The following is a 23,459-nucleotide window of genomic DNA, read 5'->3' on the forward strand; positions in this document are numbered from 1 at the left end:
CGATGGGCCTGCAACTGACATTGGAAGTAAAGTGTTCCGCTTATAAATACACGCGCAGGGAACAAAGGAGGATCTATATATTATAGCGGTTGTTCTGATCAGGAGAACATGGCCCCCGCTGAGGCAGCCTTACTTCGGCTTCTCGGCGAGGATGCGGTGCCAAACTGGCCTTCTCAACCTCGCTATTTGCGGAACTTCGAGATGTTTTCGCTCAGCCAACCCGCGACAGATCGCGGGGCGTGGCTCGTCAATTCCTTGACCGTTGAGGTCGTTTCAGCGAGCGCCGACTGGTAAAAGAGGCGATCCAATCCGAGCAGCAAGTCAGCAACAAACTCGTTCAGTCCCGAGGCGAGCAGCTTCTCGCGCTGCTCCGCAGGGCTTCGCTGCTGATATGTGACGGTCCGACCAAGTAGTTTGGATATTTCTTCGGCGACCTCAGGCATGCTCACGGCCCTTGGCCCAGTCAGGTGATAGGCGCGCTGAGCAGTCGGGTGCGCGTCATCCAGAAGAGCAACGCGTGCGGCATCGGCGACATCGCGCGTGTCGATCAGGTTGACCATTCCATCGCCCGCCGCGCCGCCCCACGAGTCATCGGCAACTTGAGCGCCGGCCCGCGCCAAGACGTCGACGAAGGTTGTTGGTCGCAAAACGGTGTAGCCGATGTCGAGGGTCGCGAGATGCGCCTCGATCTGCATGTGCCAGTCCATCGGGTGCAACCTTGAGGGCGGACCCATCGTGGACAATTTCACGATTTGACCGACGCCAGCGGCGACGGCTGCGTCGATCAATGCGATCTCGTTGGCGACCTGCCGAGGTGACGTGGCGTGGGCAAGGAAAAGCCGATCGGCGCCCCGCAGTGCCTCGTCGAGAGTAGAGGGCACATCGAAGTCCACGGCCGCGAGAGAAACACCGGAGGGCAAGCGTCCAGCATCCGGCTTTCGGCTCAGCGCCACCAGGTCGAGAGGTTCGGATGCCAGGCTTGCGATCAGGGCGGATCCAACGCGACCAGTGGCGCCGGCGATGGCGATCCGGGGTCGGTTGCCGTTGGGCTGGGAGGGCTTGAGCATTTGAGCATCCTTAGGTATCTTGGAACGATCAGTCCATAATATTTTTTGGAACGATCGTTCCAAGATGTCAAGCGAGAATCCGATGAGCGGAAAGCCCCAATTTGATGACAGCGCCGTGATCACCGCCGCGATGGAGGTCTTCTGGCGCCACGGTTACGCAGCGTCGTCGATCGATGAACTGACGATGGCGATGGGTCTGTCACGCTCCAGCATGTACAAGCGATTTCGGGACAAGGACGGGTTGTTCCAGGAAGTTCTTTCGACGTACGCGCAGCGCGTCTTGAAGCGGATGAATGCGGTTCACGCCGGGACGAAGCGCCAACAACTCGAAGCTCTGTTTCACGAATTCCTGCCCGGAGACAAGACGGCGCGTCCTGCCGGCTGCATGCTCGCTCGATCCTGCGCCGAAATGGCTGATCTGCCACCGGCAAGCCAAGCGGTCGCGCGGGAGGGACTCATGGGGCAGCGCGCCATCCTCAGCAGAATTTTGCGCGAGGCGGTCGCAAGCGGAGAATTGGCACCGGCGTCCGACATCGACGGTCTGTCCTGGCACTTTCTCGGCGTTCTGCACGCCATGATGAACTTGCCGCAGGCCGGCGCCACGTCGGGAGAGCTTCGCCGAGTTGTCGAACTTGCGATGTTGGCATGGCCATCGGCACCAGCGGCTGCGTCGCGACGGTCTCGTGAACGGAGATCATTCAGCGCAACGTCCGGCGAGGTCAGTGTGCCGAGGCATGCCAGGAGGAACGAAGATCTGTCGTAAGGGGCGCTTCACATCTTCATCGACCAGATCCGTCGCCGCCGGGCGTGCGCCCCGCGTGAGAGCAGATCGAACGCGTAGCCGCCGAACTTGGCCGCCACGCCGGATCGGTGAGGCGCATGGCGCGAACATTGGGGCTGCTGTTGAAGAAATAGAATAGTCCCGAGCGATCTTGAGCGCAGCGCGGCTGACCTACAGCCCAAAGCCTCGGCCAATCTCCCGCGCAAGCTTGAGCGCAGCGTCGGTATTGCGGCCATAGAAGAACGCTCGATCAAGCTGCGAAAAGATGCCCATTCCAAATAGCGCGATGGCAATGCCCCTAAACATGGTTGTAAACCGTATTGAACGATGGGTGCGAAAGTTCAAAACGGCCTCAGCCGCAGGATTGGGGTAAACAGCCGGGGCCGGCATTCCCATTCCAATGTGCCGCAATCGGCGGTAATCGGCACGCCCTCAGCAAGCCACAAGAAAGCTAACGAACTCTTTCTCGCGCCGTCCCGGGCGTCGTCAGTGCAACTTGCGGGCTAGTTTTCTGATGATCTCACGGAGATCGGCGGCGTACTCCTCAATGACGCGCCGCGCCTCGTCCAAGCGGGACGGCTTCGCTTCCTTATCCTCAGTCGGTTTGCTGGGATCGGGCATGGCCCGATGGTCTGCCCCGAAAGCCGATACCGCTTAAGATAGATCAAGGGATGGGCGGTAACTGAGGCGGCCTTACTCCTTAGATGGCAGCACGGCTACCCGACGGGCAAGGTCCCATACTTCGACGGCGACGCGCCCACGCCGTTGAGGTTGGATCAATGTGAAGCGCAGCGTGGGCGCTCCCCATCTGCTGCTTTGCTGAGCTGCCGTGCGATGCTCTTGTCTGAGGTCTTGCGTTTCCCAATTCGCGGCATCGCTCCTAACGATCGGGATGGCAGGCTCTCACTTTGATGCTTGCAAGCCCCCTCGGGCCAGCCTTGGCCCCCTGGGGCTGGAGGGGACAGTGCGGGCCAAGGCGGTCCGACGGCTGGCGTTGAGGAGCGCCATGCAATTGGAGGCTAGTCCCAGTCGGCGATATCGCTGTGTTCACTTGTGACCGGGAATCCTTTAAAGGAACACGGCGGCTGGCTCTGAAAGATATGCAGGCACGGTCCGAAAGGCTTCGCCGAGATGCCACTGAGTGCGCCCTTATTCGCGACTTGGCGACTGATCCCAAGAAGTGCGAGCTATTTGCTGGATTAGCCGAACACCTTGATGCGCTCGCATCGGCAGTGGAGCAAGCTATTGCCGACAGCGGTAGGACCGACATCGCTCCCGATCTGCTGCCCAGGCCATGACGGGAAGTGCAGTTTCTGTGCCTTCGACATTCTTGCCGAAGGCGGTGACGACCTCCGCATGCTTTCGTTGTCGATGCGGAAGACGAACTTGGAGCGTCTGCTGGCCCGTCGTACTGAAGGTGCCTTCATTAATCCCTTTGAGCGCGGCAACCTTGGGCCTGATTTGTTTCGCGCTGCCTGCAAACTAGCACTTGAAGGGCTGGTATCGAAGCGACGGGACGGGCCGTATCAGGGCGAGCGGTAGCGCGATGCGCTCAGGAGGCGAGGACCTGAAGTGCCTACGAGCCCCCGGGTTGCCCCACAGATGGCCTCGGCGGGCGACCTGCCATCAATCAGTGAATCGTTGACTTCACCGGGTTTGTAGATTGATCGAGAGCTATACTCTCTTCGGCCTCTCGCACTCGGCCTCGAAGGGTCTCAAGTTCGGCAAGCTGAGAAAGAAGCGCCTGAGCGCGCAGGCACAGGACGACACGGTTGTACGCACGATTACGGTTACCCATTGCACGCCCGCGATGTTTGAAGAGTTGGCCCATTGGACCGATTTCGTGTGGCAGGAGCTTTCTCACCCGGCCGGATCAAGCGAGCTGGTCGAGCGACCGACGTTGCATTCCCGGAAGTGGGACGACAGCTCAAGCTCAGCCAAGTGCTCCCAGCATTCCGCGTCCGCGAGGAGTTTCCATTTGTTATGCTGTTGTACGCGGCCTGTTGACGGCAGAGCGAACCCTTCGCGCGCAAGCGTCGCACCTTCTCCACTGCGAATCTCCTTCGGGCTTGTTCTTCGCAAGCCGTTGTTTGTGGCGGATTAAAAGTCTCGCAGATTAAAGTGACGACTGATAGTCCGGTGTTTTGACTGGTTTAGATGACAGCGCAATCGTCTTACTTTTCGTTTGGTCTCCTGAGCATTGACGACAGTGAAAAGAAGCGCAGAATGATGGTCTCTTCCGAGCCCTCTAAGCCCCCCAAAGTCGAGGCGCTCTTTAGGAAGGTCACGGCTCCAGTCCCACAACTGGAGCCGTTTTTCTTTGGTCGCGAAATCAGCTATGCAGCGCTTGAAAGCGCGCAAATACTTAGGCCGCGGCGCACTCGGCTCTATTTCAGAACTGCAACTATATTTGTGAGGCAGCGCTCGCTGAACGATGGTTAGCTGTAATCAGTTCGGGCCGAGTACTTTTAATCCCGATTTATTGTGGCCCGGTGCCTTGCACTGAAAAGACCGCCTGCGGGCGGTCTTTTTCCATCTCATAGATCATAAGGCCCCGACGATGTTGCAGGTCGGGGCCCTTCAAGATCATCAGGCCGGTTACGCCCGCCGCGCCTCCCGATCCTTGATGTCGCCGATTACCGCATCCGATCTGGTGCAGAACGACGTGGCTCGCTGACGGCATCGGCGTGATCGCATGCAGCACGAAAGTGGCGCGCAGCCATTTCGGCCTTTCGCCACTCAGCGCAACATGAACGCCCACCGAATTAGCCACAACTGCGTGAGTCAATGCGCTGATGCTCAAAAGCCCGCGCCGCTGCGATCAGTGCAATGAAGAGTTCGCGCCAGAAGAGCTCACCGTTCCTGCGCCGGCCAGGCACCGTGGCAGTGGCGGACACCAGCGAAGCTAAAGCTTGTGGTAAGTAACGTGCGCCGTCGCAAACGGGATGCCAGCACGACCAGCACGGCCGCGGACTATGCAAGCTCGCTCATCGATTCCATAAAACCAATCATCGAAATTCAACTTGAACGATTTGCCGTCCCCTTGCGGTGTATCCCGCGTGTATTTCCAATGGAATGCGCAACCGGCTTGCTCCCCAATGGCTTCACCTTCCAGTCGGTTTTCCAGGCCGGTGTACTTGCCTTCTTCACCCTTTCGGATCGTCCAATGCAGAGTGTCGCTATGACCATCGTCAAATGTATATGCCTCGATGAAAAGCACTGTATCACTGTCCGCATCTAGTTCGCCGTGACCAGCAATCGTTGCGCGCTTCAGTAGTCCACCAACTAAACTTTCGAGCACTGCCCAACCTTCTAGCCGCCCGATGAAAAAACGTTCAGGAAGAAACAGCGGCGTTGTTCCTCTAAAAGCAGCGATCGCCATAGGTAAACCCTTCGAAATGCATCTAGTAAACCAAATCTCCTTTCTGCCAATGGTTCCTACTTGGCTCTCCGGCACATGCTCCGCTCGGAGCGCTCAACAATCCACAGCCCGCACTTCACATTACGATCGGAATTAATACCGCTCGGCAGCAGGTTCACTGTGCCGGGCTTATCGCCGCGTCACCGGCATAGCTCTCCTTTGGAGCCGCGCGTTGCGCTGACCTCTTCTTGTCTTGAAACTTCGCGACTTCGGGCGGATACTTGGATCAAGTCCTTAGCCATCATCATTCCGAGGAAGACGATCATGGCGATCCAAATCGTGATGGACAGCACCGGTGACACCCGTCACTTTTTCAATCCAGACGACGGACGAGAACTCGCGAAGGCGGAGCGGCGGTTCTACGAACTGACCGATGCCGGCTTCACCGCGGCGGTCCGGACGGGTCCGGGTCAAGTATCGCAAATGCGATCGTTTGACCCGAACGCGGAATTCCCCAGGCTGGTCGGCGGGTGATCGGCGCGGGCCATGTTGGCTTCAGACCATCGCGCCGACATGAACGCCGGCGGGCGACAGCCATTCGGGCTCTCTTCATCAGACATGGCGCCGAGCGAACTCCGGAGGGCCGCTCGCTGCAGCTCTTGCGGACGTGGCTATCGCCGGCCCAGCGTGCACAGTTCGCGGGAAAAGGCTATTTCGAGGTCATCGGTGGCGACACCGGCAGGCAATATCGGATCTACGCGGGCGCGTCGACGAACGTCTGCGAGATCGACGAGAAGGGCCGCCCTACGCGCGGCCTGTGTTTCACGCCGAGTGGCAATCTGCCGGTCGGAGACGTCATGCTCTCCCAGAAGATTGCGCTGGAAAGCTGCGAAAGCCGCGCGCTTGAGGTCTCCAGAAAATTCGTTCCGACTGGTTTCATGTTCCGGCGAAATCGCCTTCTCGGTTAGAGCCGCGAACGCGGTCGGACTTGGATAAATCAGCTGAGTCATGGGCAATGCCCCTGCTCCGCGACGTGAATCTCGGGCCGTGGGAACGCTGGGAAATCACCGCGCTCTCGGAACGAATACCGTAAATTGGATCGCCTGCTGTGGGGCCTCGACCGCGATCCCCAGAGCTGAGGCCTTTTTGTCGGCTGTGTACATTTTGCACAGAGCACCGGAACGCAGTCCGGCTTTCTGAATCATCCCATGGGGACTTCGATGGGATAGAACACGTGCCGCGCTACAACTCATTCGCCCGAGAGGCCGCAGCAACGCTGCTGCGAATGGCCAAAACAACAAAGGACCCGCAGGTTGCGTCCGGATTGATCCAGCGCGCAGCTGACCTGAAGGACCGCACGGGCGAACTGCCCCCGGTTATTGAGATGGCGGCCGAGGAGGCAAAAAAGCCATTGACGAAGAACTGAGCCTGCCCAGTTGGCGGCCCCTTTCGTTTCGGAACTCATGTGAAAAATGGCCCCAGCTCCGGGGGGCGATGGGGATGAAGCTGGGGCCGAACGGAGTCGCCCTTGGGGAAGGGCATCGGGAAAACTTGGCAATCGGCAAAGCGTTCCCGGGATTTTTCTTCCCCTCAGGCATCAGCGATCCTTATCAGGCTTGCCGTTGGGGCTGCCGTCACCGCCCCCATTGCCATAGCCGTTGTTGCCCCGAGGGCCATGAACCAAGCTGCCGCCCGACTGGGCAATTGCCGTGCTGGTGAGGGAGGTTGAGAGCAACGCGGTGATGGTCGGAGGCGTTACGACGGCAAACTTACCGCAGGTTTTCAGGAATTCGCGCCGGTCGTCGTCTTCTTGTTCAGGCATTGCAATCTCCCAGAGCTCAACCGCGACACTATATTAATGTAACCCTAATTAAATAAATTAAATCATTAAGAGGTTCAATCACGAAATGTGACCAACACCACGCTCCTAGCTGCCCTCTGCAGCTTTACGCTTATTCGCGAATTGCACCTTGACGGATGTTAGTGCCCAGGTTGTACTGCATTCTATTATTTTGCCTGGGCTGGGTTGTTTAATGTAAGTATTATTTAGGGCGTTCCATGAGTAAGTATGATCGCGTGGCTGTCCTCCGCCAGCATCTTGATGCGCTCGCCTCCGAGCTATCTGAACTGGAACATCTTCGGTCCCGTGTACTGAAGGCGGAGCAAAGAAGAAGCCTTGGCGCTGCACTTCCAAGAAGGCGAGGATTAGTCAAGAAGGCTGGCCGAGCTCGATGGAGAACGCTGCCACACTGGTTCCACGCCTGAGACCTGCATCTTGGGCACAAGCACCGCTATCAGGCTCGGTCTCGACAAACTGATAGCGAATCAGCAGCTGGACATTTCGCAATCAGCCTTTCGCAGCGGAGGAGCGATCTTGGCTGAACGCGAAGTCTCAGCACGAGCAAGGTCCAGCCATGCCAAGGCAACGCGCAGCCATTTCGCACGCTCAACTGCGCATATCGAGCGTGCGGCTTCACGCATTGCCGCGTCCGCTTCGGTGCGAGGGTCAACGTCTCGGCACATAGCATATCGTATAAGCGCTACGGCTTAATAGCTGAAGAACGCGGGGCCTCCGGAAGAATACGGTCGCTGAGGATTGCAGCTCTTTCAGCAAGCAAGGCTTTCTCACGACTGGAGCGTCAGAAAACTGCTGTTGCGGACACCAAAACTCGAAAGCCAAAGATTGCGGGCAGATCCGAGGCCGCCTTCGCGAGGCCACCCGGTGAAAGTCCAGAGGCAGTAAGGTCAGCGACGTGCACGCCTCTCTTGCAAAGCAAATGCCTGCTCGGAGCTGTCGCGGCGAGTCGCTTGATCGCCTGACATGTCCAGTCAGGGCGACACCACTTACATGGTAGCTGGAGTCCTAGCGAGTTGAGCCAGTCATGTATCGCCAAGCTTGTTTCAGCCCGACGTGCGCTCTTACGGCGGCATCCTCTGGCGAGAGCAGTTCCCCAGCTGAGCGAAAAGACGAGCCGCTTGATCGTCTGCTCGTCCTAGATGCCGGCGACCGTTGAGAACCGCAAGTCGCCAGTGAACTTCATCAGAAGCGGGTCAGATCCAGCACCGATAGATACGCAATCCTCGCGCCACTCATTCCCGCTTATGAGAAAGGGCCAGCCCGTATGGCTGACCCTTTCAGTCTATCATGTAAGCCGTCAGTAACGAGAAGCCGAGGCAGCGCCCCAATTGAACCGATAGTTCAGGCCGGCCTTGATGGTGTGCTCGTCATTGCGGAACCCGACGGCGGTAACAACACCAGCGGCGCTGGTGAAGAGAGCGTTCCGGGTGCCGAAGTCATAGTACTGGTATTCGACCTTGCCCGACCAGTTCTGGGCGAACATGTATTCGAGACCACCGCCTACGGTGTAGCCGTCGCGACCGCCGCCGTTGTTGGTGAAGGTGCCGCCGCCGAAGCCGTTCGTAAGGCGGGAGTCAGCCCAGGCATAACCGCCTTTGACGTACACCATCGCCGGACCCCAGGTGTAGCCGAGGCGACCGGTGACCGAACCGAGCCCACGGTTGACGAAGGGATTGTCATTGGTATCGAGGAAGCTGTAGTTCGCTTCAATGCCCAGCACCCAGTTCGGTGAGAACTGATGGTCGTAACCGACCTGCGCGCCGCCCATGAACACACCGTCGTTGCTGTTTGTGCCGGTGAAGCCAGGGGCCAGAATGTTATTGTTGCCACCGAATGCGCCGCCGACGTGACCGCCTATGTAAAAGCCGGTCCAGTTGTAAATCGGCGAGGCCTCCATCGCTGGGGCTTTGGTGTAAGGACGCGCGGCCATATCAGCTGCCGATGCTGTACCCGCTAGGGCGGCAAAAGCGACAGTCGCGAGAAGGAACTTTTTCATTTCGAGTCTCTCAGGTTTCAAAAGCTGTGCCAAACGCTACCCTAACTCACCGAATTTGCTGTAGCGCGACAGACACACGTGGTCATCATCGTTAGGAATACGATCATTTGTTAATTGAGGAACCGTGTAGACCCGCAACGGGGCGGCCCATGTGCGAAGTGCATGATCTCGACAAGAAGATCGACCGATACAGAGAGATGGCTCCCATTGTGAGATTGCGAGGGCAGGCATCGCCGCGTCAGTGCCGGCCTGGGTTGGCCTCGTGCCAAAGCAGAGCTCGAGCGGGGGTAAAGACAAGCTTGGCAGCATCAGCAAGCAGGGCGATCGCTATTTGCGTGCCTGTTCAAGGCTGGCGCTCGCCGTAATCCGCTACGCAAAGATCCATGGCACCGATCATCGGCCATGGCTCACGCGATTGTTGGCGGGGCGGCCCACCAAGGTCGCGGCCATCGCGCTTGCCAATAAGCTCGCCAGGATGGCCTGGGCGATGATGGCGAGGAACGAACGCTACCAGGAACCCGCCGCTCTCATGGCGTAAACGAGATTACGCCGGGCATGCTGGTGACGTAACGGTTGGAAGGACGATCAGCACTTAATGCAGCGCTGGTCGATCCGGCGATTGACAACCCACACGGGCCACGGCATCTCCGAATGCGTGCTTTTGATCGGGATCTGCGGAGGGCATTATGGCCAGCGGTCACGCGAACCGCAAACAAGCCGAACACATGGCCGCTCCGGCCAACGGCCGTCCACACATGGCCCGTTTGAGACGTACTCGCCGCGGCTGGCGATGTCTGCTTATCGGGTTCGACCGGAAGCTGCCGGGTAAAGGGCGAACGACGTAAATGACCCGCGCCCGACATCACTCCTCCGGCCCCCAGTGAGCCGCATTGATCTCGCCGGCTCCGCTCGCCATGTATCGGAGACAGTTTGGAGCAAACAATGAAGAAGCTTTTCACCTGTGTGGCGGCCATGGGCTGCCTGGTCGCCTTCCACTCCGTCGCGCAAGCCCGCTCTGTATTCGACGGCTCCTGGGACCTCACTTTCATGACGCAAAGAGGATCTTGCGATGCGACCTATAATTTCACCGTCAACATCACCGACGGAATAGTTACGCATCCGAATTTGGTCAGGTTCAGAGGCCGCGTGGCGCGTTCCGGCGCAGTTCGGGCGTCGGTGACAGTTCAGGACAAATTCGCCTCCGGTTCAGGCCGGCTCTCTAGCAATTCCGGGCGCGGGACGTGGAGCGGTCATTCAGGAAACGCGCACTGTTCAGGCTACTGGACCGCACAGCGCAATTGAGGGCGCTGAGCCCAGGCCGGAAGTGGGCCGCAGGGAGCAGAGGATGCTCGCGGAGTGCCTACAGCCCTTATCGATAGAAATCAACCGGCGAATGGTTGACAGTTTACGGAGCTCCTGCGCAGTGCCAAAGTGCGCGGATGTACCTGTGGAATAGACTACTGAACTCGCTCTCGGCATCAATCTCAAGACGGTCTCCGAGCGCCTACGTCAGGCCGGATATCGACCGTCCAGGCCAGGGCTGGCGTCATGGAAGAGTTCTACAGCGGCTTCGCGCAACGGGCGCGCGATCTGGCGGAGAAGGCAGACCCGTTCACACGCAGAAGGTGCTCGATCTGGCCAAAAGGTACGACGCCAAGAGCAAGCCCCCCGGCAGCACAAGGCCGCTACCGCCGCCGCGCACCACCCCGCCCTCAACGCTCTTCGCCGGCGCCGGCGAAGCGTGAGGAAAGGCTGGGCCGCAGAGGTCAAGTGCGACGCCTGCGGTGGCACTGGGCATCAACCGACGGAAGAGACCGAGCCGGGCCGTAGGGTCTTTCCGGGCCGCTGCACGAAGTGCGGCGGCAAGAGACGGATGCCCAAGACCGAATGAGCTTCTCTCTCTGCCGGCGCCCGCTATTCCCGTGCGCGGCGCAGAGATCATAGAACCCGAGCGACGTCTGAATGATCCTGAGCTTTCAGGGCATAGACCGCTTGAACGGCCCTCCAGTACGCTCGCCGACGCGCTGCCGTCGGGAACGACTACGCAGTTGGATCGTTCGACATGCGTAACTGATGCTATCCTAATTGAGCCGCCAGTGAGCGTACTTCTCGTCGAAGACGACCCCCTGATCCGCGAATTCGTCGTCGAAGCGCTGCGGGATGCGGGCTATCACGTCGTCCACGCGAGCACTGGTGAGGAGGCAATGGTCTGGTGCAAGCGCCACGTTGCCGACGTGCTGGTCACCGACGTCAGGCTGCCCGGACAAGTCGATGGGTGGCAGATCGCGGAACGCTGCCGCGAGCAGGATCCGGAGCTGCCGGTTATCTACGCCACCGGCTTCTCGCCCAGTCCCCCACGCCCCGTGCCGGGCAGCCGCATTTTACAGAAGCCCTTCCATCCGGACGAGATCGTCCGGACGATCCGGGAGCTCAGCGAGGGAAAAGGCGTGCCGCCGGGTTAGCTGCTCTACTCGCGGCTGACCCGTTCCCGCGATCCGCTGCAGCGTGGTCCGCCATCGGATTCGTGTGTCGGTCGCGCCCCTTCTGCGGAATCATCCTTTCGACAGGCCAAATTCGTCGACGGCGCGACCGCAGATGTCAGACGGGTCCTTGAGGCCGGTCTGCCCGATCTCGATGATCTTCTTGGCAATCAGTTCCGTGAGAGGCTCGTTGCGGTCCTGTACGCCAATCGTGCGGAGAGCCTGTTCGTAGGCTTTTGAAAGCCGCGTGATCTCTTCGGGCCCAAGAGGCGAGTTCTGAAGTATTCGGTAGATGGCCAACTGTATGTCCCCCGTGGAGATACCGTAGCACGCTTCCACTGAGGGAATATTGAAACTTCGGAGCCAACTTTAGGCTTTGCATAGGGGGACATTTTAGATTTGGGCCGCTGGCCAAGGACGATCGAAGAGACCGTTCTGGAGGTTGGACCGGGACCTCCGTCCGGATCGCTGAGCGGCTCTCGCACGCACCTCCATGCTGGCGCAGGATAGCTCGGTCGCAAAGGCCGATCAAAATTGCGGCGCCGGCTTGCGTCCCAAATGATACAGACGTTTCCCCTGGCCGTGCTATCCTCCACCCGAGGGACTCGGCCAAATGGTAGATCGTCTGAAGCACTCACTCACCGAACTGGAGCCGCCCATCTGCATGAGATGCAGAATCGGGATGCGATGGTTCATGTCGAAGCTTGAGAGCCAACAGCCGTTCGCCACGGTCGTCCATAGCTTTGTGTGCCCCGGTTGTGAAGGCGTGGTGGAAACCGAAACCGAGTTCAAGCCGGTGCGGGTTCTACCGGACAAGCTCGCCGCGCCGAGAACCGTCACGCGCGCGCTGCCTGAGTGTCTCCGCACTGACGCGCACAGGTACATACCCGCACGACGGCCCAATCCCTGATCGGAAAAGGCTAGGAGGCACGTTGGCCTCCAATGGAAGCCTTTCTGCAACGCCTCTTCACGGCCAAGTCAGACTTTCCGATCTGGGTGCGATACGTCCTCACGACGGGCCTGGTTGGCATTGCCTTCGTTGCCAGGGTGATGGCGGACGAATACCTTCGATCCTACCCCCTTCTGCTGTTCGTGCCCGCCATCTTCCTGTCATCTGTGCTTTTCGGTCGCGGGTGCGGCATCGCTGCGTCCCTAGCGGCGTCCGTTCTCGCCGCTACGTACCTCATGCCAAGTTCGCCCTCCTCCGCGGCGATCCCGCTCGTCCTGTTCATCATCACCGGACTGTGCATCGCGGCCGTGACCGAGCTCCTGCGGACGACGTTGCGCAAGCTTTCGGAAGCCAAACGATATGGGGACGTTCTCCTTCAGGAGCTCGCACATCGGAGGAGACGCGATGCGGCTGGTGTCTGCTGTGTCGCGCAGCCGGTCATGAACCTTAGCGACGACGTCCACCCGGCTTACCGCGGATGCGCTGGCGCCGTATATCGAATCATTGTGCGCCAGCCTTGCCGACTTTCATCGCGGTGTACGCACGATTTCGATCAGGGTACGCTGCGAGGACATTCAGGTGCGGAGTTCGCAGGCGGCTTCGATAGACTGATCGTCAACGAGCTGGTGACGAACTGCGACGGAATAGGGTTGTCCTTTGGAAACAAAAAGCGGACTTGGTACCCGGCTCGTCAACCTTCTTGCCACCCAGATGAAGGGCAGCGTGGCAAGAATGCCTCTTCCGCAAGTGCGAGGTGCAGGTCGCCCTCGCGCTCGATGTCGGACGAGGATTTATGGTCCGACAGTCCCCAAAAGAGATCGAAGAACTGGATCGGTTCCGAAGGCTGTATGCGGAAACGACCGACCCTCTAGCTGCACGGCTGCTGGAGGACATCATAGCCGAGCTGGAGACAGGTCTGGTTCGGCCCGAGCCAGAGAGCGGCTCGGGGGGAACGCGGCTAGTCTTCATGGTTCGCCAACGCCGCGCGGATCGCTCGATCGAGCTCATCCAGCTGGAATGGCTTGCACAGCATCTGCCTGTCCCTGAACGTCTCGGGGGCGTCACTCCCCCCATAGCCGCTCGCAAAGACGAACGGCACGCCTCTCCTGGTGAGGATTTCCGCAACCGGTACGCTCGTCGTTCCCCCAAGGTTTATGTCCAGGATGGCGATATCGAATACCGGCTGGTGCGCCAGAAGTGCATCCTCGATGCGCCCGGCCTCGGCCACGACAGCGTGTCCGAGCTCCTCGATCATCTCGACGAGCATCATTCGGATCAAGGCTTCGTCTTCGACGAGGAAAAACGATCTTCTGGGCGACTTCACTTGAATCCTTTGGAGAGGTTCGATGGGCGCGCGTTCAGCGGGCGCTCGAGCATCTTTCGCACGCTATGCGCCGCCTGGATCAACTGCCGGCGAACGCTCATAACTCATCGTGTCACGGCCGCGGAGTTTTCCGACCACGTTCAAAAGTGCTAAGGTAAAACGACCTCGACCGCGGTCGAGGTCGCCAACCTAGGACTAGGTTTCACTCCCGGCTTGGGGCTTGGGGGCAGGGGGAGCCGAGAGCAAAGATTCGACGCGTTGCCTGAACTCGGGGCGCCTTCGATTTTCGCGCGGTACCTGCAACCCTGGAAGAGTTCTGACGTAAAAGGTGGAATGCCGATCGTTCCTTGTGCCGGAGCAACGCCCGACAGACTGCACCGTCGATCCTTGCGGAAACGCCGCCCCGAAGGGCGGCGCTTTGACGTTTACCAACGGGCAGTGCCGAAGCTGAAACCGATGCTCGGGCCCCCGCCGTAATAACCGTAGCCGCGGTTGTAGTAGCCCGGCCCTCCATAGGAGCCGTAGCTCCGACGGACCACATAGCCGTCGTCTCCGCCGTAGTACCGCTGGACGTAGCGGGGACCGCGGGTGCGGTAGCAGCGGCCGTACTCATTGCAGACTAGGCGAACCTGGTCGACGTTGGCCGCCTCCGCCGACCCGATCGAGGTGGCATTGAGCGGAGTTGCCGACGCAGCCGACGCCAACAGGACCGTCGCGAAAGCTCCGAGCGCAATTGTCTTCATGTTCGTATTCCTCCGTTTGGCGAGATCAGTCGATCTCTTCGATGACGCGACGTTCCTGCGGTTCGACGATGTAGGTGCGGCTATCCCGGTGAATGTACCGGTACTCCCGCAGACTCGGCGCGTCGCGATAGACCTCGTCGGGGAAGGCATCGATTTCGACGCCCTCAGGCACGCGCTCGCCTCGGCGGATCTCGGTTCGGACCGTGCTGCCGGTCGTTTGCCGCTCGCGCTCGACGGGACGGGCCTTGGCGTGCTTCCGGATCACCTCGCGATCACGGTCGCTGAATGTCACCTTGCGCTGCTCAGTGCGCGCCGGCGCCGACGCCGTGGAGCGCCCCGAGTACGGCAGGACGGTCACGATCTTGTAGCTGGACGGCTCTACGATCACGATCTCGTCCTTCACCAGGACAAAGTTGTAGCCACGATACTGCGGCACGATCTCGACGACCTCGGCCGGCAGGGGCTGCAGGCGGACGTCGCGCGGCACGACGGTGCCGACGGACAGGGAGAAGTTGACGTTGGTCAGCGGCTGCACGTTCAGATGCGAAATCGACGTGCTGATCCGGGTCCGCTGCTGGTCGTTGATGTTCACCGACGCGTTCACGTTCGTGTTCGACGAACGATCGGCCGTGTTCTGCTGACTGTTCGGCTGCTGGACCGTATTGGTCGACCCGCTACCCGTCGGCGACCGGGCCTGGCTGGAGCCTGAGGCGGGCGGGTTGGCGCTCTGCGTCTGGGTGTTCGTGTTCGAAGGAGAGTTGGTTTGCGCCTGGTTCGAAGGCGTCGTGGTCGGGTTGGACGGTTGATTGGCCTGGGGCTGGTTGGTCGAGTTGTTTGAAGTGGGCGCCTGCGTGGTGTTGCTGCCCGTGCCGGAGTTGGACGACTGACCTGCAGCGGTCTGACCCGCTGACGGCGGAGACTGCGTCTGGGCGGAATTCGTCGAAGGATTGGTCTGGGCCGATCCTGAAGATGGGCTGGATGACGGCGCCGAAGTCGAAGACGACGGCGACGAGGTCGATGTGGAATCCTGTTGACGCTGCGTAGCCGACGGCGTGGAGCTCGAGGTGCTGGGAGAAGATTGCGCGAAAGCCGAGGTCGCGATCGCGACCGCAGCGGTCGTAGCTAAAAATAAACGCTTGTTCATCTGAAACCTCCAAAAAGCGGACGTCGATCAACACTCGATGCGGTGCGCGGTTCCACTTCGGGAAAACTCGGCAATGTCGGATTTCTTGCCTAGGACAACATTGCCCTGTCGCGAAATGAGACGCGCGGCGGCGTCGGGAACAACTGGAACTTCGATCGCTCCTTCTCGTTGGCAGTGACTACTTACGAAGGAATTTTTTTAGGAGGACAGCATGAAGAAGCTGATCGTATGCGGCGCTCTCGCTGCTTTCGCTCTCGGCACCCAGGCCGCCAGCGCCGCCGAGTTCTACATCGTGCGCGACGCGACCACCAAGAAGTGCACCGTGGTCGACACCAAGCCGACGACGACCACCACGACGGTCGTGGGCAACGGCGTCTACAAGACCAAGGTCGAGGCCGAGTCCGCCGTCAAGACCACGAAGGTCTGCACCGAACAGTGAACGGTCGTCGCAGGGCCTAGCCGGCCACGCGAAACGTTGTTGACGGCAAATGGAGGAGAAAATGCCCGTACTGATTTTGTGGGCCATTCCCGCCGTGCTCGTAGTTGGCGGCGTCGGCTATTGGCTAGTTCACATGCACTGAGCGAATAGACCGCTCGCGTGAATGGCCCACCCGATGATTCGGGCGGGCCTTTTTTTACCCACGGAACGGCCGACTGGTTGCCACGGGGCAGAAAAAAAAGGGCCCCATGGGGGGCCCTGATCTCAGTGAGCAAACGCCCTACTCTAGTTGTAATCCGAGTATTTGAACTGCGGCAGCGCTTTCAGTTGCTCTTTGTTGCCGCTCATGACGGCGTGGTCGGGCACCCAATCGTTCGCGTTGCGGTTCGTGGTGGTTGTCGGCGCGGCGCCGGTGGTGGTGTCGCGCGAGGTTGTCGAGGTGCTGGTCGAGCTGGTCCGGACAGGCTCTTCCACAAACTTCAGCTTGTCGATCGAGACGGCGATGTCGTGCTCGCCCATTCCGAGGAAGCCGCCGATGCCGATCACCACCGCGTTGATCTTGCCGGTCTTGTCGACGAGCAATTCGTTGATGTCGCCGAGCTTCTCGTTGGCTTCGTTGTAAACGTTCAGCCCCATCAACTTCGAGGCGCGCCAGCTGCTCTTCAGCGTGGCATCGGCCGGCTGACCGGTGGCCGCCTGGGCGGCGCGGTCGGCCGGCTGAGTGGATTGCGCGAACGCGGCGCCGCCGATCACGGCAGTGCCGAGCAGAGCGACGGCAAGAAAGCTTTTCATCGATTATCTCCTCCAACGTGAGCCCGCACCCTTTCAGATGCCCGGCCCAACGCCCGCCAATTGCCACTTGTTCCTGATCACCTTCAGCTCGAAATGGCCTGAAAGAATTCGATCCAAAACTTCGCGGCGTCCGGACCCGGTCCACTACCGACGTTCGGTGGTCACAAGCCGCACGGCAATCCCCTTGCCTTCCGAGCGAAGGCAAGCCCGCGAGAAATGCGGCCAAACCTGCTTCGAACAGTCGTCCGCTTCCTTCGCGGAGTCGCCGGCCTGCTGGACCTTTGGCTGTGGAGGAGGCACTTCGTCTGCAAGAGCGGCCGTCGAGAGAATGACCAAAGCCGCCGCCGCGGATAGAATGGTTTTCATGGGAGCCTCCTGATCGGCAACTCAACGAAGAGGCTCCGAAGCCGTTCCGACCGCGAGACGAGATATAGCGCCCTTTTCGAATCCATCGCGTAATCCGCGACTGAGCAGCTCGCGATATCGGCGTTCGTACTCCTTCGCCATCCGGCTCGCGGCGAAACGCTCCTCGAACCGGGCGCGAACCACTCGTCTGTCCAGCCGCTCCAGTTGGTCCACTGCCCTGTTCGCCTGCTCCTCACCATCGACGATGAAGCCGGTGACGCCGTGCTCTATGACTTCCGGCACCGAGCCTGAGCGATAGGCGATTACGGGCGTTCCGCATGCCATCGCTTCGATCATGACGAGACCGAACGGCTCCGGCCAATCGATCGGAAACAGCAGGCCTGCTGCGTTCGCGAGGAAAGATTGCTTCTTCGCATCATCGACTTCGCCGACGAGCTGGACCTTCTGGCCATCGATGTTCGGCTCGAGCTTGTTCTTGAAGTAGGCCGTCTCCGCGCGAGGTATCTTGGCCGCCATCCGCAGCGGCATCCGCGCGGCGCGTGCGATGCGCATGGCGGCTTCCGGTCCCTTGTCCGCCGTCAGCCGCCCGAGAAAGGCGAGGTATGAACCACGTTCGTAGGACGGCCTAAGCAGATCCTTGGGCAGCCCGTGCTGGATCGTCGCGATCCAGTTCGCGTTCGGAAGGGGTCGACGCTGGTTGTCGGAAATTGAGATGAAGGCCGCGTTCGGAAAAGCCCCGATCACGTCGGACAGACCGGGAAGGTCGAGGCGGCCATGCATCGTCGTCAGGAACGGCACGCCGGTCCGGCTCAGCACAGGAAGAGGCAGCCAGTCGACGTGGGAGTGGATTAGGTCGAAGTCGCCCGCGCGCTCGGCGATCGCTTCGATCAGCAGCGCGCAGGCGGCGTTCGGATCAGTGCCCCTCCGCCCCAGGCGCAGCGCGCGCGGCCAGACAGGGTGGAGCTTTCCCTTAGTCCTCGAATCCCCGCTCGCGAACAGGGTGACGTCGTGTCCGAGCTCGACCAGTTCGTCGACAAGCCAGGCGATCACGCGCTCCGTGCCGCCATAAAGCTTCGGTGGAACGCTCTCGGCCAACGGAGCAAGCTGGGCGATCCGCATCGGCTAGGCCCCGACCACGCACCGCAGGGCAATCACGATGACCGCGGAAATGACATATGAAATCGCGAGCAGCGTCCAACTGGGCCTTGTGCTCTCGCGAACCACGCGCGCGACGAACGTCTTCATGCCCGTCAACATTCGTCTTCGGGAAGCTGGTGCAGGTAGGCTATCCCGAAGCTGACGAGTTCTTCGGCATCGCTCTCTCGCTCTTCCCGTCTCCTGTGCAGATAGCGCTCGAGCAGGCAGCGGCGGCTGTCCTGAACGTCGACGTCAGGGTGGGCCGCCCGGTACACGGTCCAAGCCGTCTCTGCCGCCCTTCTCACCGCGTCTTCGTCGACCATCCTCACGCTCCAAGCGACCGCATCTAGTCGCTGCCAACTCAGCGCGATGGTGAAAGTTTCCAGTTTTTCCCGAGGCCTAGACCGTTGGCGGAGAAGCGCTCGGTAGGTCTATCAGGAAGCTTTCGCCCGCGTGCGCTCGCGGACGGCTCGGCGGCGTTGCCGGCGTTGGGCTCGACCAAGCCGTGCTGAGTCGTGAAGGCGAGGCGCCGGCAACGGTTCAGCTACGGGTGGTTCGATTGCCGGATCCGGCTCGCTAGGCCGGGCTTCCATGAACTCCAATAGTCCGCGGCCTTTCTCGGTGATGCGCCAACCCCCGTTCAGGCGCTCGACCAGTCCTTGCGAGAAGATGTCCAGATCCGGCACGCGTGCGGCCAGGCGCTTGGTCCGCTCGGCCCAGTCCCGTCCGCTCGTCGCAAGGATCGCCATGTCGCGCTTGATGTCCGCCATGACGGCGAAACCGTCGGGATAGCTGACCAGGATCTTCAGCACCGTCACCTGGAAGTTCACCCCCGCTCTCCTCCCTATCGCCACATCGTTGGCGCATCGTGGGGAGCCTCGCGGCCGACCTGCTTCAGCCTGTCGCGCGAAGTGCCGCCCTTCGTGGCGGCTTCCAGAATCCTGAACGCCACGTGAGTGCGGGCGCCGGTCTCATAGCGCGAGACGTCTTCGCAGACTCCGTCGAGGACGGCGCGCAGAAGAGCGGTCGTTGCCGGATCGAACATGGGAGACCCCAAAGGAAAAATGATCGTAGCGCAATCGCACGGGCGAAGAATTCAAGAGTGTTAAGCGCCCCAATATCCCGCCAAGTCTACACGCGAAGTCCAGCTCGACAAGCTCCGAAAGTCGCCGCACCGCACGCGGATTGCACCCTCTTCGGTCGAAATGTTTGTGTCTAAGCACGAAAACTTTCGAATGCCGACCACCCCATTTGCCCCTGGCGCCCGGCCAAAAAGCAACCATTGCCTGTTTTTCCCGTTATTCGGCCGGGCAAGAAGCGTGGAAAGGAGTAATCCGATGAGGAAGATTGCAATGGTGGCCGCGACGGTCGGCGCTCTCGGTCTCAGCTCGGTCGCTGCGACGTCGCCCGCCGAAGCTCATTGGCGAGGTGGCTGGGGACCCGGCATCGCCGGCGGCCTGATCGCCGGCGCGTTGATCGGCGGGCTTGTCTCCTCGGCGTATGGCTGGGGGCCGGGCTACTACGACTACGGTCCCGGCTACTACGGCGCGGGGTATTATGGCGGACCCTACGCCTACGATGCGCCCTATCGATGGGGCGGCGGCTATGCCACGACCTACTACACCGCGCCGGTGTCCTATGGCTACCGGTACCGTCGCGTCGTCCGGCCCGCCTACGCCTATTACGGCGGCGCCTATCCGGTGGTGCGGCACCGCTGGCATCATCACCATTGGTGAGACGGCGCCTTTCCCTCAAGGCCCCGTCAGGCCGCGGTCTGAAACGAGCGCGGCCTTCTCGTTGCGTGAAGCAGGATATTGGAGGTTACCACCATCCGCCGGTGAAGAAATCGTGCCGTTCGAACGCCAGCCGTGGTTCGGCTGACCTTCTCGCGGATTTCGCCCACCGCTTCGCCTGCGGACGAGCTTCCGCGCGTTTGCGCTCCGGCGGCTCTTTCTTAGCGTCGAGAGGTAGTGCTGCAGGCAACGAGGCCATCGCCTCTCGCGCCGATTGCCGCGGTTCCTCCGGCATCGGATGAGTCTGCGCCATCTTCGGAAGATCGGCGCGCGGCCGCGTGTCGAAGACGATCTTCTCCGGAATGCTCCTCGCCGACCGGATTCTGATGGTCGTCCTGTCGGGATCGGTCGCGTCGTTGCGCTCGACCGGCGCCGGCAGGTAGCGGTCCGCGGCGAAGAGCAGTGCCAGCAGCAGCCCACCCACGAATACGAAGTATCGGACGATCGGCATGGACCGGCGCTTTGCTGTGCCAGGGATGGTTTTTCGGCGGGTGCCGGGCGTGGGCGTGAGGCGGGCCGCATCCTCCACGCGACCCGCCGCGGTGGACTTAGTCCACCTCTTGGACCACGGTGCGCGTCGACGGATCGACCAGCATCACGCGTTCGCCGGAGTAGACGTAGCGGTATTTGGTGAGCGAGGGACCCCAGTCGGCGGGTACCGCCTCGAGCTCGACATCGCGCGGCACGGGCTGACCCACGACGATCTTCTCGCGCGTCTCGACCGGGCGAATCTTGTGCTCCGTCACGTAGGTGCGGATCTTGGTGCGGTATTCCGGCTCGATCTGCACGGCGGCATGACCGGCGCCTGTGGTGGTGACCACCGTCGACTGAGCCATCGTGCCCGTCGAGATGAGCGCGGCGGCCACGGACATCAGCAGCAGCTTCTTCAACATCAGCAGCAGCTTCTTCATGAGTCTCTCCTGGCCGCTGGATGCGGCGCTGCGTGAACCCGTGAACGATGGCAATCGTTCCAGAAGAGCGGCAGGAGGACTCCTCTTTTCCCGAGGGGAGATCGGACCCAATTGCCACACGGCTACCGGAGCTGCACGCGGCGCCTATTCGAGAGCTATGTCTGCGCGCTGCGAGCCGGTCATCCCGATGCGAAAGCGGGTGCGCTCTCGATCGACCACCTCTGTGCGACGTTTCCTATAGGGCGAATGCTTCCGGGGCGTCACAGACGACCGTGGAGATCGGGCGGCAGCGTCGCGTCGCGTGGTCGGTCACCAGCTTTTGCGGTTTCGAAAAGTCGGAAGAGCAAGCTTCCGGGAGAGATTTCTTTGGCCCGACGTGACGATCAAGGGTCTCCGCCACTGGTCCTGAATCGTGCGCCAGCGCGCCGTTTCAAATTTTTTTCGGCGGCATCTTGAAACGCTTTTGCGCCTTTCTAGTTTTTTTCTTGCCGCGAGAGCGGTGTGCCGGATGCCAGCTCGGGTCCGGCGCGGGCGCCGGTCTGGAAACTTCGGACCCCTCTGGATTTCCGCCCAGCGCTCCTTCGTACCCATCTTGCTCTTTGGAGGACTTGGTTATGAGGACCACGTTTGACTTCGCGCCCCTGTGGCGCTCCACCATCGGCTTCGACCACCTGGCCGATCTCGTCGACAGCACGCTGCGGCAGACGAACGAGGACAACTATCCCCCCTACAACATCGAACGCTCCAGCGAGGATCACTACCGGATCACGTTGGCCGTCGCAGGCTTCGGCGCGGACGACATCGCGGTGACGGCCGAGCAGAATGCGCTCACCATCGAGGGCAGGAAGCCCGAGAAGCTGGCCGGCGAATATCTCTTCCAGGGGATCGCGGCACGTCCGTTCCGGCGCGTGTTCAACCTCGCCGACTACGTCCAGGTCAAGCAAGCCTCGTTCCAGGACGGGCTGCTGATCATCGACCTCGTCCGCGAGGTGCCGGAAGCCATGAAGCCGCGCCGGATCCAGATTGGCGGCGGCGCTTCTTCCTCGGCGCAGATCGAGCAGAAAAAGGCAGCCTGACGCCAATTCGAAGTTCGACGGGAACGCGGCGTGCGCAAGCGCGACCGCGCTCCCTGCCGCACCTGATGATGGAGAACAATCAAATGGCAATTCGTGATCTCATCCCCTGGTCAAGAAACCAGGAGATCGCGCCTGCGCGCGGCAGCTACGATCCGTTCATGACGCTGCATCGCGAGATGAACCGTCTGTTCGACGATGTCTTCCGCGGCTTCGGCGGCACGGGCCTGTCACCGCTGATGGAAGGGCAATTCGGCTGGCCCAAGATCGAGCTCAGCGAGACCGACAAGGCGCTCACCATCACGGCCGAACTGCCCGGCATGACGGAGAACGACGTCCAGATCGAGATCGCCGGCGGCGTCCTGACTCTCCGAGGCGAGAAGAAGAACGAGGGCAAGGACGAAGGCAGATACTTCACAGAGCGGACGTACGGCGCCTTCGAGCGGCGGCTCCCGCTCGAGGACGTCGAGGAGGACAAGGCGGAGGCTTCGTTCAAGAACGGCGTCCTAACCGTATCTCTGCCGAAGTCCGAGAACCCGCGGGCGGGCGTCAAACGCATCGCCATCAACACCCAGTAGCGACATCCGGACGGCGGCCCCGCCGCCGTCCGGCAGGTAATCGAAACCGTCCCCCGAAGAAAGGAGCGTAGGGAGGCAACCGATGAACAATGCCAACACGATCAAGGGCAATCTCGATCCCCTTTTCCACCCGGCCGCGCACTATGCGTCTCCGGACGATGTCCTGAACGACAGTGAACTCTCCGTCCCGGAGAAGAGGATCATCCTCTCGTCCTGGGCATCCGACATGTTCGCGGTCGAATCCTGTCCCGCCCTGCGAGAAGTCCCGGGCATGGGCTACACCCTTAGCCTGGCCGATATTCTCACCGCGTTGCGACGGCTGGACGGAGAGGACGACGATCCGCCCCGACCGGGCGGCGTCCCCATGCGGCTGCGGCGGCCTTGGGCCGCCGCGCAGCGGCAGTCCGCATGATGTTCACGCAGGCCATTCTCACGATGGTGTTGTTCGGGCACGCAACCGCGGCCTTCGCCATTCCGATTGTCGCGTGCCTGAATGGACGAGGCGGCACTACCGAACTCAGCGTAGCAGCTCCCGCCGGAGCATCCTAATCCGCAGGGCCTCTCGCATACCAACATCGCTATGAAGACCAACTCGCGCCAGCATCTCGGATCCAAGCAGCGCCTGGAACCGAACCTACCTCGAGTCGCTGATCCGCGAGGATTTCGA

Annotated in this window: 28 protein-coding genes and 2 pseudogenes; 13 read left to right on the top strand and 17 right to left on the bottom strand. The window is 60.8% G+C overall.

Translation table 11 applies throughout. From position 1 onward, the window contains the following. Positions 1-182: 182 nt before the first annotated feature. Positions 183-1,067, bottom strand: coding sequence for an SDR family oxidoreductase (locus RAD04_RS08195; protein WP_461623362.1), 885 nt, complete (start codon positions 1,065-1,067; stop codon positions 183-185). An 82-nt stretch (positions 1,068-1,149) separates the two neighbouring features. On the opposite strand from RAD04_RS08195, the gene RAD04_RS08200 reads away from it, so the two are divergent. Beyond that, positions 1,150-1,830, top strand: a complete 681-nt coding sequence (locus RAD04_RS08200; protein ID WP_461623363.1) for a TetR/AcrR family transcriptional regulator — start codon at positions 1,150-1,152, stop codon at positions 1,828-1,830. A gap of 2,497 nt (positions 1,831-4,327) precedes the next feature. Here RAD04_RS08200 and RAD04_RS08205 read toward each other — a convergent pair. Together RAD04_RS08205 and RAD04_RS08210 are read right to left on the bottom strand one after the other, a co-directional pair. Beyond that, positions 4,328-4,651 carry a hypothetical protein gene (locus tag RAD04_RS08205; RefSeq protein WP_461623364.1) on the bottom strand — a complete coding sequence of 108 codons (324 nt, stop codon included), beginning with the start codon at positions 4,649-4,651 and terminating at the stop codon, positions 4,328-4,330. Positions 4,652-4,753: 102 nt separating this feature from the next. Next, complete coding sequence (locus tag RAD04_RS08210) at positions 4,754-5,230, bottom strand: DUF3833 family protein (protein ID WP_461623365.1); 477 nt, start codon at positions 5,228-5,230, stop codon at positions 4,754-4,756. A gap of 303 nt (positions 5,231-5,533) precedes the next feature. On the opposite strand from RAD04_RS08210, the gene RAD04_RS08215 reads away from it, so the two are divergent. Next, positions 5,534-5,743, top strand: coding sequence for a hypothetical protein (locus tag RAD04_RS08215; protein ID WP_461623366.1), 210 nt, complete (start codon positions 5,534-5,536; stop codon positions 5,741-5,743). A 137-nt stretch (positions 5,744-5,880) separates the two neighbouring features. Here the strand turns inward: RAD04_RS08215 and RAD04_RS08220 are convergent, their stop codons facing one another. Then, entirely contained in the window at positions 5,881-6,219 is a 339-nt protein-coding gene (locus RAD04_RS08220; protein WP_461623367.1) for a hypothetical protein, read from the bottom strand. 224 nt (positions 6,220-6,443) lie between these two features. Between RAD04_RS08220 and RAD04_RS08225 the strand changes: the two genes are divergently transcribed. Continuing rightward, positions 6,444-6,635: a hypothetical protein gene (locus RAD04_RS08225; RefSeq protein ID WP_461623368.1), complete on the top strand. Its 192-nt coding sequence runs from the start codon at positions 6,444-6,446 to the stop codon at positions 6,633-6,635. A 171-nt stretch (positions 6,636-6,806) separates the two neighbouring features. Here RAD04_RS08225 and RAD04_RS08230 read toward each other — a convergent pair whose 3' ends face one another. Both RAD04_RS08230 and RAD04_RS08235 read right to left on the bottom strand, forming a co-directional pair. Further along, positions 6,807-7,031, bottom strand: coding sequence for a hypothetical protein (locus RAD04_RS08230; RefSeq protein ID WP_461623369.1), 225 nt, complete (start codon positions 7,029-7,031; stop codon positions 6,807-6,809). 1,333 nt (positions 7,032-8,364) lie between these two features. Next, positions 8,365-9,063, bottom strand: coding sequence for an outer membrane protein (locus tag RAD04_RS08235; protein ID WP_461623370.1), 699 nt, complete (start codon positions 9,061-9,063; stop codon positions 8,365-8,367). A 247-nt stretch (positions 9,064-9,310) separates the two neighbouring features. On the opposite strand from RAD04_RS08235, the pseudogene RAD04_RS08240 reads away from it, so the two are divergent. The 4 genes and pseudogenes from RAD04_RS08240 to RAD04_RS08255 all read left to right on the top strand — a co-directional run. Then, a pseudogene (locus RAD04_RS08240) lies at positions 9,311-9,601 on the top strand (transposase); the annotation flags it as partial. 404 nt (positions 9,602-10,005) lie between these two features. After that, positions 10,006-10,365, top strand: coding sequence for a hypothetical protein (locus RAD04_RS08245; protein WP_461623371.1), 360 nt, complete (start codon positions 10,006-10,008; stop codon positions 10,363-10,365). Positions 10,366-10,611: 246 nt separating this feature from the next. Beyond that, a pseudogene (locus RAD04_RS08250) lies at positions 10,612-10,808 on the top strand (hypothetical protein). A gap of 351 nt (positions 10,809-11,159) precedes the next feature. Then, complete coding sequence (locus RAD04_RS08255; protein WP_461623372.1) at positions 11,160-11,525, top strand: response regulator; 366 nt, start codon at positions 11,160-11,162, stop codon at positions 11,523-11,525. A gap of 90 nt (positions 11,526-11,615) precedes the next feature. Here RAD04_RS08255 and RAD04_RS08260 read toward each other — a convergent pair whose 3' ends face one another. Further along, complete coding sequence (locus RAD04_RS08260; protein WP_461623373.1) at positions 11,616-11,843, bottom strand: hypothetical protein; 228 nt, start codon at positions 11,841-11,843, stop codon at positions 11,616-11,618. Positions 11,844-13,246: 1,403 nt separating this feature from the next. Here RAD04_RS08260 and RAD04_RS08265 point away from each other — a divergent pair. Beyond that, complete coding sequence (locus RAD04_RS08265) at positions 13,247-13,969, top strand: hypothetical protein (protein WP_461623374.1); 723 nt, start codon at positions 13,247-13,249, stop codon at positions 13,967-13,969. A 272-nt stretch (positions 13,970-14,241) separates the two neighbouring features. Here RAD04_RS08265 and RAD04_RS08270 read toward each other — a convergent pair whose 3' ends face one another. Both RAD04_RS08270 and RAD04_RS08275 read right to left on the bottom strand, forming a co-directional pair. Continuing rightward, on the bottom strand, positions 14,242-14,559 hold the full coding sequence (locus RAD04_RS08270) for a hypothetical protein (RefSeq protein WP_461623375.1): 318 nt from the start codon (positions 14,557-14,559) through the stop codon (positions 14,242-14,244). Positions 14,560-14,584: 25 nt separating this feature from the next. Then, positions 14,585-15,703 carry a DUF1236 domain-containing protein gene (locus RAD04_RS08275; RefSeq protein WP_461623376.1) on the bottom strand — a complete coding sequence of 373 codons (1,119 nt, stop codon included), beginning with the start codon at positions 15,701-15,703 and terminating at the stop codon, positions 14,585-14,587. Between the two features lie 211 nt (positions 15,704-15,914). Here RAD04_RS08275 and RAD04_RS08280 point away from each other — a divergent pair, with 211 nt between their 5' ends. After that, positions 15,915-16,142, top strand: a complete 228-nt coding sequence (locus RAD04_RS08280; RefSeq protein ID WP_011090370.1) for a hypothetical protein — start codon at positions 15,915-15,917, stop codon at positions 16,140-16,142. A 285-nt stretch (positions 16,143-16,427) separates the two neighbouring features. On the opposite strand, the gene RAD04_RS08285 is transcribed toward RAD04_RS08280, so the two are convergent. The 6 genes from RAD04_RS08285 to RAD04_RS08310 form a co-directional block, all read right to left on the bottom strand. Then, positions 16,428-16,934 (bottom strand): PRC-barrel domain-containing protein, encoded by a 507-nt coding sequence (locus tag RAD04_RS08285; RefSeq protein ID WP_461623377.1) that lies wholly within the window; start codon positions 16,932-16,934, stop codon positions 16,428-16,430. 144 nt (positions 16,935-17,078) lie between these two features. After that, positions 17,079-17,300 carry a hypothetical protein gene (locus RAD04_RS08290; protein WP_461623378.1) on the bottom strand — a complete coding sequence of 74 codons (222 nt, stop codon included), beginning with the start codon at positions 17,298-17,300 and terminating at the stop codon, positions 17,079-17,081. A 21-nt stretch (positions 17,301-17,321) separates the two neighbouring features. After that, positions 17,322-18,419: a glycosyltransferase family 4 protein gene (locus tag RAD04_RS08295; protein WP_461623379.1), complete on the bottom strand. Its 1,098-nt coding sequence runs from the start codon at positions 18,417-18,419 to the stop codon at positions 17,322-17,324. 131 nt (positions 18,420-18,550) lie between these two features. Beyond that, positions 18,551-18,760 carry a hypothetical protein gene (locus RAD04_RS08300; RefSeq protein WP_461623380.1) on the bottom strand — a complete coding sequence of 70 codons (210 nt, stop codon included), beginning with the start codon at positions 18,758-18,760 and terminating at the stop codon, positions 18,551-18,553. A 111-nt stretch (positions 18,761-18,871) separates the two neighbouring features. Further along, positions 18,872-19,267, bottom strand: a complete 396-nt coding sequence (locus tag RAD04_RS08305; protein ID WP_461623381.1) for a hypothetical protein — start codon at positions 19,265-19,267, stop codon at positions 18,872-18,874. 14 nt (positions 19,268-19,281) lie between these two features. Beyond that, complete coding sequence (locus tag RAD04_RS08310) at positions 19,282-19,482, bottom strand: hypothetical protein (protein ID WP_461623382.1); 201 nt, start codon at positions 19,480-19,482, stop codon at positions 19,282-19,284. A gap of 292 nt (positions 19,483-19,774) precedes the next feature. On the opposite strand from RAD04_RS08310, the gene RAD04_RS08315 reads away from it, so the two are divergent. Continuing rightward, a complete protein-coding gene (locus RAD04_RS08315; RefSeq protein WP_461623383.1) occupies positions 19,775-20,173 on the top strand; it encodes a hypothetical protein in 399 nt (132 codons plus the stop codon). 85 nt (positions 20,174-20,258) lie between these two features. On the opposite strand, the gene RAD04_RS08320 is transcribed toward RAD04_RS08315, so the two are convergent. Both RAD04_RS08320 and RAD04_RS08325 read right to left on the bottom strand, forming a co-directional pair. Further along, on the bottom strand, positions 20,259-20,759 hold the full coding sequence (locus RAD04_RS08320) for a hypothetical protein (RefSeq protein WP_461623384.1): 501 nt from the start codon (positions 20,757-20,759) through the stop codon (positions 20,259-20,261). A 19-nt stretch (positions 20,760-20,778) separates the two neighbouring features. Then, positions 20,779-21,120 carry a DUF1236 domain-containing protein gene (locus RAD04_RS08325; protein ID WP_461623661.1) on the bottom strand — a complete coding sequence of 114 codons (342 nt, stop codon included), beginning with the start codon at positions 21,118-21,120 and terminating at the stop codon, positions 20,779-20,781. A gap of 635 nt (positions 21,121-21,755) precedes the next feature. Here RAD04_RS08325 and RAD04_RS08330 point away from each other — a divergent pair. The 3 genes from RAD04_RS08330 to RAD04_RS08340 all read left to right on the top strand — a co-directional run bounded on the left by RAD04_RS08330 (position 21,756) and on the right by RAD04_RS08340 (position 23,204). After that, a complete protein-coding gene (locus RAD04_RS08330) occupies positions 21,756-22,217 on the top strand; it encodes an Hsp20 family protein (RefSeq protein ID WP_461623385.1) in 462 nt (153 codons plus the stop codon). 83 nt (positions 22,218-22,300) lie between these two features. After that, entirely contained in the window at positions 22,301-22,792 is a 492-nt protein-coding gene (locus tag RAD04_RS08335; RefSeq protein ID WP_461623386.1) for an Hsp20/alpha crystallin family protein, read from the top strand. Between the two features lie 82 nt (positions 22,793-22,874). After that, on the top strand, positions 22,875-23,204 hold the full coding sequence (locus RAD04_RS08340; RefSeq protein ID WP_461623387.1) for a hypothetical protein: 330 nt from the start codon (positions 22,875-22,877) through the stop codon (positions 23,202-23,204). Positions 23,205-23,459 lie beyond the last annotated feature (255 nt).

The organism is Bradyrhizobium sp. 25ACV, assembly GCF_054863005.1.

Coding starts and splice junctions, on each gene's coding strand:
- RAD04_RS08195 (WP_461623362.1), bottom strand. CDS start 1,067: ATGCTCAAGCCCTCCCAGCCCAACGGCAACCGACCCCGGATCGCCATC.
- RAD04_RS08200 (WP_461623363.1), top strand. CDS start 1,150: ATGAGCGGAAAGCCCCAATTTGATGACAGCGCCGTGATCACCGCCGCG.
- RAD04_RS08210 (WP_461623365.1), bottom strand. CDS start 5,230: ATGGCGATCGCTGCTTTTAGAGGAACAACGCCGCTGTTTCTTCCTGAA.
- RAD04_RS08215 (WP_461623366.1), top strand. CDS start 5,534: ATGGCGATCCAAATCGTGATGGACAGCACCGGTGACACCCGTCACTTT.
- RAD04_RS08220 (WP_461623367.1), bottom strand. CDS start 6,219: ATGACTCAGCTGATTTATCCAAGTCCGACCGCGTTCGCGGCTCTAACC.
- RAD04_RS08230 (WP_461623369.1), bottom strand. CDS start 7,031: ATGCCTGAACAAGAAGACGACGACCGGCGCGAATTCCTGAAAACCTGC.
- RAD04_RS08235 (WP_461623370.1), bottom strand. CDS start 9,063: ATGAAAAAGTTCCTTCTCGCGACTGTCGCTTTTGCCGCCCTAGCGGGT.
- RAD04_RS08245 (WP_461623371.1), top strand. CDS start 10,006: ATGAAGAAGCTTTTCACCTGTGTGGCGGCCATGGGCTGCCTGGTCGCC.
- RAD04_RS08270 (WP_461623375.1), bottom strand. CDS start 14,559: ATGAAGACAATTGCGCTCGGAGCTTTCGCGACGGTCCTGTTGGCGTCG.
- RAD04_RS08275 (WP_461623376.1), bottom strand. CDS start 15,703: ATGAACAAGCGTTTATTTTTAGCTACGACCGCTGCGGTCGCGATCGCG.
- RAD04_RS08280 (WP_011090370.1), top strand. CDS start 15,915: ATGAAGAAGCTGATCGTATGCGGCGCTCTCGCTGCTTTCGCTCTCGGC.
- RAD04_RS08285 (WP_461623377.1), bottom strand. CDS start 16,934: ATGAAAAGCTTTCTTGCCGTCGCTCTGCTCGGCACTGCCGTGATCGGC.
- RAD04_RS08290 (WP_461623378.1), bottom strand. CDS start 17,300: ATGAAAACCATTCTATCCGCGGCGGCGGCTTTGGTCATTCTCTCGACG.
- RAD04_RS08295 (WP_461623379.1), bottom strand. CDS start 18,419: ATGCGGATCGCCCAGCTTGCTCCGTTGGCCGAGAGCGTTCCACCGAAG.
- RAD04_RS08300 (WP_461623380.1), bottom strand. CDS start 18,760: ATGGTCGACGAAGACGCGGTGAGAAGGGCGGCAGAGACGGCTTGGACC.
- RAD04_RS08310 (WP_461623382.1), bottom strand. CDS start 19,482: ATGTTCGATCCGGCAACGACCGCTCTTCTGCGCGCCGTCCTCGACGGA.
- RAD04_RS08315 (WP_461623383.1), top strand. CDS start 19,775: ATGAGGAAGATTGCAATGGTGGCCGCGACGGTCGGCGCTCTCGGTCTC.
- RAD04_RS08330 (WP_461623385.1), top strand. CDS start 21,756: ATGAGGACCACGTTTGACTTCGCGCCCCTGTGGCGCTCCACCATCGGC.
- RAD04_RS08335 (WP_461623386.1), top strand. CDS start 22,301: ATGGCAATTCGTGATCTCATCCCCTGGTCAAGAAACCAGGAGATCGCG.
- RAD04_RS08340 (WP_461623387.1), top strand. CDS start 22,875: ATGAACAATGCCAACACGATCAAGGGCAATCTCGATCCCCTTTTCCAC.